This is a genomic window from Marinovum sedimenti (assembly GCF_054052205.1).
In genome coordinates, this window is record NZ_CM133223.1 from 1,540,084 (window position 1) to 1,555,172 (window position 15,089).

The 15,089-nt window shown below is 63.7% G+C and carries 14 protein-coding genes; 8 read left to right on the forward strand and 6 right to left on the reverse strand.

The window, feature by feature from the left end; translation table 11 throughout:
- Window positions 1–60 precede the first annotated feature (60 nt).
- Window positions 61–672, forward strand: a complete 612-nt coding sequence (locus ACW9UO_RS07375; RefSeq protein ID WP_457088319.1) for a LysE family translocator — start codon at window positions 61–63, stop codon at window positions 670–672.
- Between the two features lie 207 nt (window positions 673–879).
- A complete protein-coding gene (locus tag ACW9UO_RS07380; RefSeq protein ID WP_457088320.1) occupies window positions 880–1,917 on the forward strand; it encodes an MBL fold metallo-hydrolase in 1,038 nt (345 codons plus the stop codon).
- A gap of 25 nt (window positions 1,918–1,942) precedes the next feature.
- Here the strand turns inward: ACW9UO_RS07380 and ACW9UO_RS07385 are convergent, their stop codons facing one another.
- Window positions 1,943–4,141: a primosomal protein N' gene (locus tag ACW9UO_RS07385; protein WP_457088321.1), complete on the reverse strand. Its 2,199-nt coding sequence runs from the start codon at window positions 4,139–4,141 to the stop codon at window positions 1,943–1,945.
- Between the two features lie 351 nt (window positions 4,142–4,492).
- Here ACW9UO_RS07385 and ACW9UO_RS07390 point away from each other — a divergent pair, with 351 nt between their 5' ends.
- Window positions 4,493–5,203 (forward strand): DUF484 family protein, encoded by a 711-nt coding sequence (locus ACW9UO_RS07390; protein ID WP_457088322.1) that lies wholly within the window; start codon window positions 4,493–4,495, stop codon window positions 5,201–5,203.
- Window positions 5,191–6,135 carry a tyrosine recombinase XerC gene (locus ACW9UO_RS07395; RefSeq protein ID WP_457088620.1) on the forward strand — a complete coding sequence of 315 codons (945 nt, stop codon included), beginning with the start codon at window positions 5,191–5,193 and terminating at the stop codon, window positions 6,133–6,135. The genes ACW9UO_RS07390 and ACW9UO_RS07395 overlap by 13 nt, the downstream gene beginning before the upstream one ends.
- Before the next feature lie 152 nt (window positions 6,136–6,287).
- On the opposite strand, the gene ACW9UO_RS07400 is transcribed toward ACW9UO_RS07395, so the two are convergent.
- From ACW9UO_RS07400 to ACW9UO_RS07410, 3 genes are all read right to left on the reverse strand, one after another.
- On the reverse strand, window positions 6,288–7,787 hold the full coding sequence (locus tag ACW9UO_RS07400) for a TRAP transporter large permease (RefSeq protein WP_457088323.1): 1,500 nt from the start codon (window positions 7,785–7,787) through the stop codon (window positions 6,288–6,290).
- The gene (locus ACW9UO_RS07405) at window positions 7,784–8,359 is read right to left on the reverse strand and encodes a TRAP transporter small permease (protein ID WP_457088324.1); all 576 of its coding nucleotides are present in this window, start codon (window positions 8,357–8,359) and stop codon (window positions 7,784–7,786) included. Before ACW9UO_RS07405 ends, ACW9UO_RS07400 begins: the two co-directional genes overlap by 4 nt.
- Before the next feature lie 77 nt (window positions 8,360–8,436).
- The gene (locus ACW9UO_RS07410; RefSeq protein WP_457088325.1) at window positions 8,437–9,477 is read right to left on the reverse strand and encodes a TRAP transporter substrate-binding protein; all 1,041 of its coding nucleotides are present in this window, start codon (window positions 9,475–9,477) and stop codon (window positions 8,437–8,439) included.
- Window positions 9,478–9,802: 325 nt separating this feature from the next.
- Here ACW9UO_RS07410 and ACW9UO_RS07415 point away from each other — a divergent pair, with 325 nt between their 5' ends.
- Genes ACW9UO_RS07415 through ACW9UO_RS07430 form a run of 4 tightly spaced genes read left to right on the forward strand, consistent with a single transcriptional unit; the run spans window position 9,803 to window position 13,316 of the window.
- Window positions 9,803–10,513: a CDP-alcohol phosphatidyltransferase family protein gene (locus tag ACW9UO_RS07415; protein WP_457088326.1), complete on the forward strand. Its 711-nt coding sequence runs from the start codon at window positions 9,803–9,805 to the stop codon at window positions 10,511–10,513.
- 48 nt (window positions 10,514–10,561) lie between these two features.
- Window positions 10,562–11,389 carry a DMT family transporter gene (locus ACW9UO_RS07420; RefSeq protein WP_457088327.1) on the forward strand — a complete coding sequence of 276 codons (828 nt, stop codon included), beginning with the start codon at window positions 10,562–10,564 and terminating at the stop codon, window positions 11,387–11,389.
- A gap of 51 nt (window positions 11,390–11,440) precedes the next feature.
- Complete coding sequence (locus tag ACW9UO_RS07425; protein WP_457088328.1) at window positions 11,441–12,172, forward strand: esterase/lipase family protein; 732 nt, start codon at window positions 11,441–11,443, stop codon at window positions 12,170–12,172.
- A complete protein-coding gene (locus tag ACW9UO_RS07430; protein WP_457088329.1) occupies window positions 12,162–13,316 on the forward strand; it encodes an alpha-D-ribose 1-methylphosphonate 5-triphosphate diphosphatase in 1,155 nt (384 codons plus the stop codon). The genes ACW9UO_RS07425 and ACW9UO_RS07430 overlap by 11 nt, the downstream gene beginning before the upstream one ends.
- 182 nt (window positions 13,317–13,498) lie before the next feature.
- Here ACW9UO_RS07430 and ACW9UO_RS07435 read toward each other — a convergent pair whose 3' ends face one another.
- Both ACW9UO_RS07435 and purE read right to left on the reverse strand, forming a co-directional pair.
- Window positions 13,499–14,578 (reverse strand): 5-(carboxyamino)imidazole ribonucleotide synthase, encoded by a 1,080-nt coding sequence (locus ACW9UO_RS07435; protein WP_457088330.1) that lies wholly within the window; start codon window positions 14,576–14,578, stop codon window positions 13,499–13,501.
- Window positions 14,571–15,059: a 5-(carboxyamino)imidazole ribonucleotide mutase gene (gene purE, locus ACW9UO_RS07440; protein ID WP_457088331.1), complete on the reverse strand. Its 489-nt coding sequence runs from the start codon at window positions 15,057–15,059 to the stop codon at window positions 14,571–14,573. The genes ACW9UO_RS07435 and purE overlap by 8 nt, the downstream gene beginning before the upstream one ends.
- Window positions 15,060–15,089 lie beyond the last annotated feature (30 nt).

Sequence of the window (15,089 nt, forward strand, 5' to 3'; positions counted from 1 at the left end):
CCTGTGTCCGACACGGCCAATTCCGTAGTCTTGTTAGATCAACAAGACAGGAATTTTACAATGTCTTATACAGATTTAGCGACGTATTTCATGGCCTTAGTGGCAATTTCCCTTGCGCCCGGCCCAGTTGTTCTGATGCTGCTGGTGCGGTCGGCGAGCAACGACATTTCCGGAGCGATCGGCTTTGCGATCGGTTACGCAATCGGCGGGATCGCAATCATTTCGGCGGTCTGCTTCGGGCTTAGCACATGGCTCACCGCGGTGCCCGAGGTCCTAGAGTACAGCAAGTACGTCATGATGGCGTACATGACATGGCTGGCCTACGGGATCTGGAAAGGCGATTTCGACTTGAACAGGTCGTGTGATGCGCCGCGCCGCCCGATCCACTCCTCCATCTTCGCCGGGGTGTTCACGTGCTTCATCTCGCCCTACATGATGGTCCTGTACCCGCTGGTGTTGCCCGAGATGATGGACATCACGCTGATCAAGATGCCCGAATTCCTGATCATCGCGGTCACGACTTTCCTGTCTTTGTTCGGAAGCGCAGCCCTGATTGTGGGCTTTGCAGCGCCGCTGCGCCGCTTGGCCAGATCCCCGCACTCGATGCGCATTATGAACCGTTCGCTGGCAACGATCCTAGTCTCGGTCGGCGGCTGGATGGCCCTGACCTGACCCGAGCTGACCAGCGGATGGATGCAGCACTGAGGGGTAATGTCAGCGCGCTTCGGCCCGCCGACATTTCGTGAAAAGCATAGCTCTGGCGAAGGGTGGCCCGCCGCTCGGATCAATAGCCTTGTTAACCCGTCACGCTGCCCCAATACTCGGGCGTGACAAAATGTGGAGGGTGCCATGCCAAAACTTCAGGGCAAAATAATCCGAATGGCTTTGGCGACAGCGCTTTTGATCGGCGGGGCGGCGCAGGCATTAGCGGCAGACTGCCTTGAGGTCACGCTGACCGGTACGCAAGGAGGGCCGGCTGCGTTCAACGGGCTGGCCGGGTCCGGCACTCTGGTCAGGTATGGCGCGGAGGAGGACGGCTGCTCTGCCATCCTGCTGCAATTCGATGCCGGGCGCGGCACGGTGCAGCGTCTGTCACAGATCAATGTGCCGCCCCCCCGGATTGCGGCGATCTTTCTGACGCATGTGCATTCCGACCATGTTGATGGTCTGGCCGATCTGATGCAGTTGCGTTGGCATTTGGCTTCGCGGGGGCCAAAGGTCGATCTGGTGTGCAGTCAGGATGCGCCATCGCCGACCGGACACGCGATGAGCTGCACCAAGCTGGCGGACCATATCGGCGATCCTTACCTACAGTCAGGCGAAATCGCCCAGCGCCTGTCCGAGAACGAAGATCGGCTGCCCGGCGGGCCGGCGGACCTGTTCAATATCAACGTGTTCAATCCCGGCAACGCCCCCGCCGAAGTCTGGCGCAAGGGCGATGTGGTCGTGAGCGCCATCGCGTCACGCCATGTTCCGGGGCACGTGTCCTATAGGGTCGATACGCCGGCGGGCAGTGTCGTGATCGGTGGCGACGCCTCGAACGACACGCCGATGCCGCCGCGCGAAAGCTCTGTGTCGGCAAACGTCGAAACCCTGGCCCAAGGTGCCGACATCTTGGTTCACAGCGTGATCCATCGTATCATGGGGCCGGACGGCGACAGCGGCTTTCCACCGCCGGTGTTTTACCGCCAAAGCACCGCCGTCGACCTGGGCGCAATGGCGCAGCGGGCTGGCGTTGCCAACCTGATGTATACGCATCTCATCCCACCTTTGGGCGCCGCGTCGATGGGGCCGTATACCGTGCAACCCGGCGGGTTGAGCGAGGCTGATTTCGAAGCCTCTGCGCGCGAAGGCGGATATTCCGGCAACGTGGTTGTGGGAACGGATCTGGCAACGCTCAGAATTCCCGCCGATTAACCCATTACGGGCCACATACCGACGCTCAGTAAAAACTCTGCGGATCGATATCCACCGCCAGCCGCAACGAACCGCGCAACTGGAACTGCCCGACCCAGTCTGACAAGGCCGCCTGCAAGGCCACCCCCTTGTCAGCCTTGACCAAAAGCCGCACCCGGTGGCGCCCCCGCACCCGCGCAATCGGAGCCGGGGCCGGGCCAAAGACCTGCGCCCCCACCCGCCGCAACGGCGCATCGCTTCGGGCCAGCGCATTGCCAAGGTCAAAGGCCTCCTGCGGGTCTTCGGCGGAAATGATGATCCCCGCAAGCCGCCCATACGGCGGCACCCCGGCGGCGCGGCGTTCATCGGCCTCGGCCCGCCAGAAGCCCTCCTCATCCCCGGCCAGAATCGCGCGGATCACCGGGTGTTCGGGCTGGTGCGTCTGGATCAAGGCGGTGCCGGGCTTGTCGGCGCGCCCGGCCCGCCCCGCCACCTGGCGCACCAGTTGAAACGTGCGCTCTGCCGCGCGCAGATCCGAGCCGTGCAACCCCAGATCGGCATCAATCACCCCCACCAACGTCAGCAGCGGAAAGTTGTGCCCCTTGGCCACCAATTGCGTGCCGATAATGATGTCCGCATCGCCGCCGGCAATCGCCTCGATCTGCTCCTTGAGCGCGCGCGCCGAGCCGTACATATCCGACGACAACGTTGCCACCCGCGCCTCGGGGAACAGCGCCACCGCCTCTTCGGTCAACCGCTCGACACCGGGGCCAACGGCGGCCATCCGATCCTCGGCCTCGCAGGACGGACAGACCTCGGGCATCGGTTTGCTCTCGCCGCATTGGTGGCACACTAGACGTTTGAGGAACCTGTGTTCGACCATCCGTGCATCACATTGGCCGCACTCAATTTGGTGCCCACAGGCCCGGCACAGGGTGATCGGCGCATAGCCACGCCGGTTGATGAACAACAGCGATTGCTCGCCGCGCGCCAGCCGCGCCTCTACCGCCTTTTGCAGTGTGGGCGACACCCAGCGGGTCGAGGGCAACGTCTCGTTGCGCATGTCAATTGCGCGCATCTCGGGCAGGACAGCCGCGCCAAACCGCGAGGTCAACTCAATCCGGGTGTACTTCCCCGCCTCGGCATTGGCCCAGCTTTCAAGCGAGGGCGTGGCCGAGGCCAGCACCACCTGCGCCTCTTCGATCGAGGCGCGCAAAACCGCCATGTCGCGGGCATTGTACAGCACGCCGTCGCCCTGTTTGTACGAGGTGTCATGCTCCTCATCGACCACGATCAACCCAAGATCGCGAAACGGCAAAAACAGCGATGACCGCGCGCCAACAACCATCTGCGCGCCGCCCTCGCCCAACATCTTCCAACAGCGGCGGCGTTCGGTCTGGGTGATGCCGGAATGCCATTCCGCGGGCTTGGCGCCAAAGCGCGCCTCAACCCGGGTCAGAAACTCCTGCGTCAGGGCAATCTCGGGCAAAAGCACCAGCGCTTGCCGCCCCCGGCGCAGACATTCGGCAACCGCCTCAAGGTACACCTCGGTCTTGCCCGACCCGGTGACACCGCGCAGCAGCGTGGTGGAATAGCCCCGGTCCATCGACGCGTGCAATTGCGCAACCGCCGCGCTCTGATCCTCGGTCAACGCCTTGCCGGGACGTGCAGGATCAAGCGTAAGATAGGGCGTATCGCGCGGCGCATCTTCTTCGCGCACCACTCCCTGCGTCGCCAACCCCTTGACCACCGAAGACGACACCCCGGCCATTTCGGCCAATTCCTTCAGAGTAAAGGACAGCCCGCCATACTCCTCGAGCACAGCCAGCACCGCGCGGCGCGCTTTGGTATCCCGGTCTGGCACGCCCGCGCCGCGCCGATATACCTTGCGCGATCCCGGCGAGGCCCCAAGCCCCGGCGCACGGGTCGCCAAACGCAACATCGCCGGCAGCGGCGTCAGGGTATAAGCCCCGGCGCGCTCCAGAAACGAGCGCATGCCATCGCGCATCGGGGCCACATCCAGCACCCGGATCACATGCCGCAACTTGGCGCGGTCAAACCCGCCCTCGCCCGGCCCCCACACCACCCCAAGCATCTTGCGCGGACCAAGCGGCACCTCGACAAACCCGCCGACATGACAGCCACCCTCGGGCGCAAGGTAATCCAGCACACCGGCCAGATCCCCCATCGCCTGCGTCAACAGCACGCCGATCCGCTCGCCATGATCGAAATAACTGCGGCTCATCTCGTGACGCTGCCCAATGCGGTTGAAGTCCCTGCGAGAGGTATGCCACCCGGCCCCAAATGCCAAGGTGCCCCCCGCGCCACCGCCGCCAATTTCAAACGCCCCCCTGCTTCTTCTGTTCATAAATACCTCGGGGAGCGCGAGGGGCTGGCCCCTCGTTCCCGCCCCCTGCCACGGGCCAAAGCGCCCAATGTGACGCAAAGGCCACCGCCCCACCCGGTTTCTCCCTTGGGGATAACCCAATCGTTGACTCTGAGGCACAACTTGAAGAAACACGCAGAAGCCGCTCGAAAAACTGGCGAAACCCGATGCGGGGTTTGCTAGTCTTTGCCAAAGACACAAGGGAATCGCATGACCTCCAGCCTCCAGATCGACGACGACCTTCGCGAGCGCATCATTTCGCGGCCTGCCGTAATCCTTGACGACAAGGATGTGATGCACGCCCTGATTGCCGCCAATGAAAAGGCCATGGGCAACAATATCGTCGATCTGCGCGGCATCGCGATGGAACGTCTCGAACGCCGCCTTGACCGGCTCGAAGACACCCATCGCAGCGTCATTGCCGCCGCCTATGAAAACCTCGCCGGCACCAACCAGGTGCACCGCGCCCTGCTGCGGATGCTCGACCCGGTCGATTTCGAAGACTTCCTGCGCGGCCTCTCCGGCGAAGTGGCCGATATCCTGCGGGTCGACGTGGTGCGCCTCGTGCTCGAAAGCAGTGAGCGGGCCGAAGACGAACCGGCAATCTCGAAACTGGGCGATGTGCTAATGGTCGCCGAACCCGGCTATGTCTCTGACTACATCACCGAGGGCCGCATGGGCGGTGTCCGTCCCGTCACCCTGCGCCAACTCGCCAAAGGCGACACCGCGCTCTTTGGTGCCAAAGCCGCCGACATCCGTTCCGAAGCCTGCCTCGCGCTGAATTTCGGGCCCAAACGCCTGCCCGGCATGCTGGCCTTCGGCGCCGAAGACCCGCATCTCTTCACCCCGCAACAGGGCACCGACCTGCTGGCCTTCTTCGCTGGCGTGTTCGAGCGCACAATGCGCCGCTGGCTGGCGTGAACGAAGCCGCCACATTCATCTCCCCCGCAGCGCGTGACGCGCTGGAAGCTTGGCTGACCCAAACCCGTGCCCTCAGGGGCCGGGCCGACGCCACGATCGAGGCCTACCGCGCCGACGTGCTCGCCTTCCTCGGCTTCATGACGCAGTACCATGGCGGCACCCAAGGGCTAGGCCCGCTGTCCCGGGTCACCCTGCGCGACATGCGCGCCTGGATGGCCCAGACGCGGGGGCCGGATGTCGGCTCGCGCACCATGGCGCGCAAACTCTCGGCGGTGAAAAGCTTCTATCGCTGGCTGGCCGAGCGCGAGGGGTTCGAACCCACCGCCGTCCTCTCCACCCGTGCGCCGAAATACACCCGCAAACTGCCGCGCCCGCTGGCCGAAGACGCCGCCCGCGCGATGATCGAAACGGTCGAATTGCAACACACCACCGGCTGGATCGCCACCCGCGACATGGCGGTGGTGACGCTGCTCTATGGCTGCGGCTTGCGTATTTCCGAAGCCCTCGGCCTCAGCCGAAGTGCCGCCCCCCTTGGCGACAGCCTGCGCATCCTTGGCAAGGGCAACAAGGAACGGATCGTTCCGGTGATCCCCGCCGCCGCCCGCGCGGTCGAAGGCTATCTCGCCGTCTGCCCGTTCAAACCCGACGCCGACGCGCCACTGTTTCTCGGCGCGCGCGGCGGCCGCCTCAACCCGCGACTGGTGCAAAAGGCGATGGAACAGGCCCGCATGCAACTCGGCCTGCCCAGCACCGCCACCCCGCACGCGATGCGCCACTCCTTCGCCACCCATCTGCTGAACGCGGGCGGCGATCTGCGCGCGATCCAGGAACTGCTCGGCCACGCCTCGCTATCCACGACCCAAGGCTACACCGGCATCGACAGCGCGCGCCTGCTCGAAGTCTACGATAAAGCCCACCCCAAAGCCGGCTGACCCAACCTTCTTCTGTTCAAAAATACCTCGGGGGAGTCTGAGGGGGCAGCGCCCCCTCAGGGGGAGTTTGACGGGGGCATAGCCCCCTCAAGGCCTGCGTGGCCTGAACGCAAACCAACCTGTGCGGCCAAAGCCGCGCCTTTAGAAAACCGCTACCCTGGCAACAAAAACAGCGTGATCGCCGGAAACAGCACCAAAAGGACGACGCGAACGATGTCCGAAGTCACAAACCACATCACCGCCTTATAGGTCTCCACCATCGGCGTTTCCCGGTCCATCGTGTTGATGATAAACAGGTTCATCCCCACCGGCGGCGTGATCAGCCCAACCTCGACCACAATCAGCACCAGAATGCCGAACCAGATCGCCACCCGCTCAAGCTCGATCCGGTTGGCCATGCCTTCGGTCACCCGAATGCCCAGCGCCTGCATCTGCTCGCGGCTCAGTTCCATCCCCGCCGCCATCGTGCCTTGAATGCTCTCGAGCATCTGTGCTGCCATGCCTTCGGGCACGCCAAGAGCGAGCACCTCGCGCGCGGCCTCGGCTTGCATCTGCGCCAGATCGACAAAGCCGAAATCCATCACCGAGATCACCGGGAAAAAGATCGGGATGGTCAGCAGGATCATCGACAGGCTGTCCATCAGGCAGCCAAAGATCAGATAGAACACTAGGATCATCGCCAGCACCGTCCAGGCACTGAACCCCTGCCCCACAACCCAATCCGCCAGCTCCTGCGGCACCTGCGTCAGCGCCAGAAACCCGTTGTAAAACCCCGCTCCGAGCACGATGAAAAAGATCATCGCGGTGGACGACGCAGTGGTCAGGATTGCTTCTTTGAACAGCGCCCAAGACATGTTGCCGCCGATCAGCGCAATGATCCCGGTGCCCGCCGCGCCAACCGCCGCGCCTTCGGTGGGAGTGAACCAGCCGCCATAGATGCCGCCGACCACAAGGCCAAAGACCAAGATCACCGGCCAGACATCGCGGAAATGGCGCAGCCTGTCGGCCATCGGCACCGGCGGGCGCACCCCGGCCGCCTCCGGGTGCCGCCGCACATAAATCGAAATCGTGATGATATAGCTAAGCGCCGCCAACAGACCCGGCACAAAGGCCGCGAGGAACAGCTTGGCGATGTTCTGCTCGGTCAGGATGGCATAGATCACCAGAATGACCGAGGGCGGGATCAAGATGCCCAGCGTGCCGCCCGCCGCCAGCGTCGCGGTGGAAAACCCGCCGGAATAGCCATAGCGTTTCAGCTCCGGCAGGGCCACGCGGCTCATGGTGGCCGCGGTGGCCAAGGACGAGCCGCAGATCGAGCCGAACCCGGCGCAGGCCCCAATGGCCGCCATCGCCACGCCGCCCCTGCGGTGGCCCAGCGCGCTTTCCGCCGCGCGAAACAGCGCCTGCGACATCCCCGAAAGCGTGGCAAACTGGCCCATCAACAAGAACAGCGGGATGATCGACAGCGAATAGCTTGAGAAGGTCGAGTAGGTCTCGCTTTTCAACTTGGCCATGAACACCAAGGTGCCGTCGGTCGCCAACCACAGGCCGCCGAGGCCACAGAGCAGCATCGCCAGCCCGATCGGTGCTCGCAGAAAAATCATCCCCAACAGCACGGGGAAGGACAGAAATCCCAGTTCCAGCAAGCTCAATGCGCCGCTCCTTCGCTCTTCGGCATCAGCCGTTTTCCGGTGGCGGCCATCATCACCCGGCCATAGGCGCAATACCCCGCAACAATCGATGCAACCACGGCGGCGACAAAGCTTGCTGCATAGGCCCACCAGACCGGAAATTGCAGCAGGAATGTCGTCTCGCCATTGCCAAGTTTTGACATCATGCCAGCAAACAGCCGCACGGTGATCAGCCAGATGACAAGCGTCAGGACCACCTCCCAAAAGGCCATGAGCCAGGCGTTGGCCCGGCGCGGCAAAGCTTGGGTGAAAATGTCCACGGTGGCATGGCCGCCGTGCAACTGGCAGTACGGCAGGAACGAAAAGATCGCAAAAGCGATCCCCGCCTCGACCAGTTCAAAATCGCCCGACACCGGACCGACGCCCCAGCCGATCAGCGCAGCGCCCAGCGCCTCGCTCAAGACACTAGAATGGCCCAGCGTGTTTAGCCCCCGGCCCAGCACGCTGACACAGGTCAGAACCACCAGAGCCGACAGCACCAGCCCGCCCATAAGCGCCGTCACCCGGGCGAGGCGATCCATCGTACTTAGCATGTTGCGTGCTCCCGCATTTCAGGCACCAAAAAGCCCCGGCACCGCACAGGCTCCACCTGGGCACCGGGGCTTTGATTTTACATCGACGATGCGTCGATCAATTCCAGCGCGCGGGCGCGCAGGCCGGTGCCATCAAGACCCTTTTCGTCCATTTCCGCAATCCAAGTGTCAACGGTGCCTTGGGCGGCGGTGCGCCACTCTTCGGTCTGTTCTTGCGTCAGGGTGATGACGTTATTGCCCAAATCCAGCGCCAATTCGCGCGACGGGCCATCATCCGCCTGCATCTGGCGCCCGAACCAAGCCGACGTCTCAACGCCCGAATTCGCATCGATCACCGCTTTGAGGTCATCGGGCAGCGCGTCGTATTTGGCCTTGTTCATGCCAAAGACAAACGCCGCTGTGTAAAGCGCGGTATCGCCGCCAAATTCGGTGTGGTTTGTCACCAATTCCGGCACTTTCAGCGCGCCGGTCACTTCCCACGGGATCACCGTCGCACTGATCACGCCTTTTGACAGGGCTTCGGGCACCGCGGGCACCGGCATGCCGATGGCGGTTGCGCCCAGCGCGCTGAACATCTGATTTGTCACGCGGGTCGGCGCGCGCAGTTTGACACCGTTGAGGTCCGATACGCTTTCGATCGGGTCAGCCGAATGGATCACACCGGGGCCATGCACATGCAGTGCAATTGGATGGAAATCCTTGAAATCGTCCGCCATCATGGTCTCTTCCGCCAAGGTCCAATAGGCGCGGCTGGCTGCCTCGGCATCGGTCATGGTGAAGGGCAGTTCAAACACCTCGGCACGCGGGAAACGACCCGGCGTATAGCCCGGCAGCGTCCAGACGATATCCGCGACGCCATCAATCAACTGGTCCATTAGTTGCGGCGGCGTGCCGCCCAGCGCCATCGCGTGAAACAGCTGAATTTCGATCCGGCCATTTGACTCTGCCTCGACCTTTTCGGCCCAAGGGATCAGCAGGTTTTTGGGCACATTGGCCTGTTCTGGCAGAAAAGAATGCAGCCGCAGCGTGACCTCCTGCGCCAGTGCGGCCCCGGCCCCAAGTCCTGTGACAAGCGCGGTTGCGCCCAGACACTGCACCAGTTTGCGTGTGTTGATCATGGTTTCCTCCCTTTGGTCTGTCCGTCGAGGACAGTTGCACATGAGTACCTGCCCCGCGCCCGTCCCGGCAAATGGAATCTGCTTTCGGCCGAGGTGCAGGCTCAATTTACTGTGATATGACACGGCTTTGTCTGGCTGCGGAGGTCCGCGGAGCACCCCCGGTTTGCGCTGGTCTGACGGGGCGATCAGTTGTTCTATGTCCGGGATCCACGGCAAGGGCCCACACCGCGTCACCCAAAGCCCCCTGTTCCCAGGATGCCCCGCGTGACCGGCACAGACCCCACGCCCCATTGAATCCATCGGCCATATCGGGGATGACAGAACAATGAACAGTTTTCGCGCCCTTTCGATCCATTGGCTGACCGCGACCGGTGCCGTTTTCGCCATGCTCGCCCTGCTTGAAGCGGCGCAGGCCGAATGGCCGATGATGTTTGTCTGGCTGGTGGTGGCCTTTGCGGTGGATGGCATCGACGGCCCCTTGGCGCGCAAATATGACGTCAAGACCAACGCGCCACGGTTTGACGGCGTGCTGCTCGACCTGATCATCGACTACCTGACCTATGTGTTCATCCCGGCTTTTGCGCTGTTTCAGTCCGGCCTGCTGCCCGGTTGGCCCGGCTGGCTTGCGATTATCGTCGTCACCTTTGCCAGCGCGCTGTATTTTGCCGACACCGGGATGAAGACCAAGGACAATTCCTTTGCCGGTTTCCCCGGGTGTTTCAACATGGTGGTGATTGTGATGTTCGCCATCGCCCCGGCCCCGTCGGTGATCCTTGCGACGGTTCTGATCTGCGCGGTGGCGATGTTCCTGCCGCTGAAGTTCATCCACCCGGTGCGCACCAAACGCTGGCGGCAGGTGTCTTTGCCGGTGGCGCTGGCCTGGACGTTTTTTGCCGGTTGGGCGGCTTGGGTGAACTTCGATCCGCAAAGCTGGGCGCATTGGGGGCTGATGGTGACGTCCCTGTATCTGGCCTCGGTCGGCATCCTGCAGCAGATCATTCCCGAGCGCGAAGATCCTGAGCGCGACCAGACCTAAGCCCGACTTTTCCAGTATTTCCGACCCTGAACATCCGACGGAGGGGCCATGCGCCTGATCTCGCTGACTGCGCTTGTCATGGTGGCGTTTGCCGCCAATTCGGTGCTCAATCGACTGGCTTTGGAGAGCGGCACCACCGGCCCGGCCAGTTTCGCGCTGATCCGGCTGGCGTCGGGGGCGGCGCTGCTGGCCCTGATGGTGATGTTGCGCGGCCAATCTGGCGCGTTGCGCCCGCAGGTGGCGGTGTGGCCCGGTGTGGCGACGCTAACGCTTTATATCCTCGGGTTTTCCTTTGCCTATCAGACGTTGCCCGCCGGGATCGGCGCGCTGATCCTGTTTGGCGGCGTACAGATCACCATGTTCCTCGGCGCGGTCTTTGCCCGCGAACCGCTGTCGCCTTTGCGCATTCTTGGCGCTGTGGTGGCCTTTGCCGGGCTGGTCTGGCTGATGGGTCCGGGCGCCGAACGCCCCGATCCGCTGGGGGCGGCGCTGATGCTGGCGGCAGCACTGGGATGGGGACTGTTTTCGCTGCTTGGTCGCCGCTCTGGCGCGCCATTGCCCACGATGGCGGCGTCGTTCCTGTGGTCGGTGCCGCTGGGCGTGGTGGCGTTTGTGCTTTGGCCCGACGGCACCGATCTGCGCGGCGCACTGTTGGCGGTGCTGTCGGGCGCTGTCACCTCGGGTCTTGGCTATGCGCTGTGGTACAACGTGCTGCCGCTGCTGCGCGCGAGCACCGCCGCAGTGGTGCAGCTCACCGTGCCGATCATCGCGATGGCGGGCGGCATGGTGTTTCTGGCCGAGCCTTTGACCCTGCGCTTTGCCTTGGCCGCGGCTTTGGTGCTCGGCGGCGTGGCATTGTCGCTGCGCGCCAAGTAATCCGTCACGTCAGCCCTTCCCTCCGCCCGGCCCGCAGCTTATCTGAGCGCCATGCGGATCCTGCTTGCCCTCACCCTCATGTTGCTGCCCGGCCTTGCCCACGCGGACTGCGTTGTCCTGCTGCATGGGCTGGCGCGCAGCGGCTATAGCTTTGCGGTGATGGATCAGGTGTTGCAGGCCGAGGGCTATAACACCGTGCTGCCATTCTACGATTCGACCTCAGCCGATGTCGAAACGCTGGTGGGCGAGACCCTGCCGCAGGCCATCGCCGAGTGTGGCGATCAGACCACCCATTTCGTCACCCATTCGATGGGCGGCATCCTGCTGCGGGTCTGGCTGCGCGACCACGGCGCACCGGCCAATATGGGCCGTGTGGTGATGCTCGCCCCGCCCAACCACGGCAGCGAGCTGGTCGATGAACTTGGCGGGATCGAGCTGTTTGCATGGGTCAACGGCCCTGCCGGACTTCAGCTTGGCACCGATGACAAAAGCCTGCCGCCGCGACTGCCCAAGGTCGAGGCCGAGCTTGGGGTGATTGCCGGCAACCGGTCGCTCAACCCCTATTTTTCGTCGCTGATCGAGGGGCCGGATGATGGCAAGGTCTCGGTCGCCTCGACCCGTGTGGACGGCATGGATTGGCACATCACTCTGCCCGTCACCCACACCTTCATGATGAACAACCCGTTTGTGATGCAGCAGACCCTGCTGTTCCTGCGCGAAGGTCGGTTCGACCCCGATATGGACCTGACCGAAGCCCTGTTTGGCGAGAGCGATGACAATTGACCTGACCTTTACCGGGGCCGACTGGCTGGCCCCCGACGGCCTGCGCACAGGCCCGCTGTCTGTGACCGATGGCCGGATTGGCGAAGGCGCGGCGCGGCGCGTTGACCTCCCCGGCAAGCTGATCCTGCCCGGCATTGTCGACCTGCATGGCGATGGGTTCGAGCGCCACCTTGCCCCCCGTCGCGGCGCAATGAAGAACCTCGCCACCGGTCTGATCTCGGCTGAGGCTGAGCTGGCCGCCAATGGCATCACCACCGCCATTCTGGCGCAGTTCTATTCCTGGGAGGGCGGGCTGCGCAGCCCCGAATTCGCCACTAAGATGCTGGACGCGCTGGCAATTGCACGGCCACGGGTGGACACCGATCTGCATGTGCAGCTGCGGCTAGAAACCCATATGCCGGACGATTTCCCAGCGGTTCTGGAGCTGATCGACAGACACGCCATCCGCTATCTCGCGTTCAACGATCACCTGCCGCATGCCCGTCTTGAAGCGGGCCGCAGCATTCCACGCCTGACCGGCACCGCGCTGAAATCTGGCCGCAGCCCTGAGGCGCATCTGGCGCTGATGCAAAAGCTGCACAGCGAACGCGCGCGGGTTCCTGCCGCCCTCGACCAGCTCTGCGCTGACCTGACCGCGCGCGGCGTGCGCATGGCCAGCCATGACGAAGCCGCGTGTGGCGAGCGGGCGATCTGGGCCAAGCGCGGCGTGACCATCAGCGAATTCCCCGAGACTGAAGAGGCTGCGCGTGCCGCGATTGACGCCACACATCCGGTTATCCTTGGCGCGCCAAACGTGGTGCGCGGGGCCAGCCACAAGGGCATGGTCTCGGCTCGCGAGTTGGTCACGGCCGGTCTTTGCACTGCGCTGGCCTCGGATTACCACTATCCGGCGCCGCGCAATGCAATCTGGGAGCTGGTCGACCTTGGATTGGCCGATCTGGCCGAGGCCTGGCAGATGATCTCCACCAATCCCGCCGCGATTCTGGGCCTCGACGATCGCGGCTCCCTCGCCCCCGGTCTGCGGGCCGATCTGGTGATCCTCGATGCGTCCTCACGCCGGGTCGAAGCCACGCTCTGCGGCGGCATTTTCACCTACCTCAGCGGCCAAACCGCCTCCCGCCTGCTTACTGCTTCGGAACCCTGACACCCCCCGGCCTGCCAAAACTGCGCATACAAAAAGAGTCGGGGTAGGCCCGCCAAAATCTCCCTTCCCCCGGCCACGGGGGAAGGACAGGATGGGGGCCGAGGCGTAGAGTCGCGCCAGAGGCGCGCCAATTCTAAAACTTCGCCAGAGGCGCGCCAATTAAAAACCGCGCCGTACGCGTGCTACTTGGCAGCCGCGCGCTGGACCCGGTTCACATGCCCCATCTTGCGTCCCGGCTTGGCCTCGGCCTTGCCATAGAGATGCAGGCTGGCGTTGGCTTCACGGGCCATCTCGGGCACGCGGTCCATGTCATCGCCAATCAGGTTCTCCATCACTACATCGGCATAGCGCGCGCCGTCGCCCAGCGGCCATCCCGCCACCGCACGAATGTGCTGCTCGAACTGATCCACAGTACAGCCCGCTTGCGTCCAATGGCCCGAGTTGTGCACCCGCGGCGCAATCTCGTTCACCACGAGGCCGGTGTCGGTGACAAACAGCTCCACCCCCATCACGCCGACATAATCGAGCGCATTGAGGATACGGCCCGCCAAAAGCACCGCGTCCGCCTGCATCATTGGCCGGATCTCGGCCGGGATCGTGGTAGTGCGCAGGATGCCGCCCTCGTGCACATTCTCGCCGGGATCGTAACAGGCCACTTCGCCGTCCACGCCGCGTGCCGCGATCACCGAAATCTCACGCGAAAAGCTGACAAAGCCTTCCAGCACCGCAGGCGCGCCCGCCATATCCGCCAGTGCCTGTTCGGCGTCGTCCGGCGTCATAATCCGCGCCTGCCCCTTGCCGTCATAGCCAAACCGCCGGGTCTTAAGAATCGCAGGCGTGCCGATCCGGGCAATCGCAGCGTCCAGCGAGGCGCGGTCGGTCACGTCGGCATACGGCGCGATGGTCAGGCCGAGACCCTCTAGGAAGTCCTTCTCGATCAACCGGTCCTGGCTGACCCGAAGCGCCTCACGCCCCGGACGGATCGGGCGCAGGGTTTCAAGGATGTCGAGCGCCTCGGTCGGGATGTTCTCGAATTCATAGGTGATGACATCGACGCTCTCGGCAAAGGCCCGCAGCGCTGCTTCGTCGTCATATCCGGCGGTTGTCACCTGATCGGCCACTTGGCCTGCAGGCGGGTTGGCCCCCGGCTCATAGATATGGCAGCGCAGCCCCAATCGCGACGCCGCGACCGAGAGCATCCGCCCCAATTGCCCACCGCCAAGAATGCCAATCACCGCGCCCTGTGGCAAAGCTTCACTCATCGACGGGAACCTCCGGGATCGACGCCGCCAGCGCGCTGCGCCAGTCGTCCAGCCGTGTGGCCAAAGCCGGGTCTTGCAGGGCGAGGATGCCCGCCGCCATCAGCCCGGCGTTCTTGGCCCCGGCCCCGCCGATTGCCATGGTCGCCACCGGAAAACCGCGTGGCATTTGCAGGATGGAATAGAGCGAATCAACGCCCGAGAGCGCTTTGGTCTGCACCGGCACGCCAACCACCGGCACGCGGGTTTTTGAGGCCATCATACCGGGCAAATGCGCGGCACCGCCGGCCCCAGCGATGATCACCTGAAGCCCCCGGTCCACGGCGGTTTTGCCATAGTCCCAAAGCCGGTCCGGCGTGCGATGCGCCGACACGATCCGCGCCTCGTAGGGCACGCCCAATTCATCAAGTATCTCCGCGGCTTCCTTCATGGTGGGCCAGTCCGACTGGCTGCCCATGATGATGCCCACAACCGGCTCTGTCATGCTGTTCCTCATGTTCAGGAGCGCGCACTA

Bases quoted from the DNA above. Each gene is read 5' to 3' on its own strand.
- ACW9UO_RS07375 (WP_457088319.1), top strand. From the start codon at position 61: ATGTCTTATACAGATTTAGCGACGTATTTCATGGCCTTAGTGGCAATT.
- ACW9UO_RS07380 (WP_457088320.1), top strand. From the start codon at position 880: ATGGCTTTGGCGACAGCGCTTTTGATCGGCGGGGCGGCGCAGGCATTA.
- ACW9UO_RS07385 (WP_457088321.1), bottom strand. From the start codon at position 4,141: ATGAGCCGCAGTTATTTCGATCATGGCGAGCGGATCGGCGTGCTGTTG.
- ACW9UO_RS07390 (WP_457088322.1), top strand. From the start codon at position 4,493: ATGACCTCCAGCCTCCAGATCGACGACGACCTTCGCGAGCGCATCATT.
- ACW9UO_RS07405 (WP_457088324.1), bottom strand. From the start codon at position 8,359: ATGCTAAGTACGATGGATCGCCTCGCCCGGGTGACGGCGCTTATGGGC.
- ACW9UO_RS07410 (WP_457088325.1), bottom strand. From the start codon at position 9,477: ATGATCAACACACGCAAACTGGTGCAGTGTCTGGGCGCAACCGCGCTT.
- ACW9UO_RS07415 (WP_457088326.1), top strand. From the start codon at position 9,803: ATGAACAGTTTTCGCGCCCTTTCGATCCATTGGCTGACCGCGACCGGT.
- ACW9UO_RS07420 (WP_457088327.1), top strand. From the start codon at position 10,562: ATGCGCCTGATCTCGCTGACTGCGCTTGTCATGGTGGCGTTTGCCGCC.
- ACW9UO_RS07425 (WP_457088328.1), top strand. From the start codon at position 11,441: ATGCGGATCCTGCTTGCCCTCACCCTCATGTTGCTGCCCGGCCTTGCC.
- ACW9UO_RS07430 (WP_457088329.1), top strand. From the start codon at position 12,162: ATGACAATTGACCTGACCTTTACCGGGGCCGACTGGCTGGCCCCCGAC.
- ACW9UO_RS07435 (WP_457088330.1), bottom strand. From the start codon at position 14,578: ATGAGTGAAGCTTTGCCACAGGGCGCGGTGATTGGCATTCTTGGCGGT.
- purE (WP_457088331.1), bottom strand. From the start codon at position 15,059: ATGACAGAGCCGGTTGTGGGCATCATCATGGGCAGCCAGTCGGACTGG.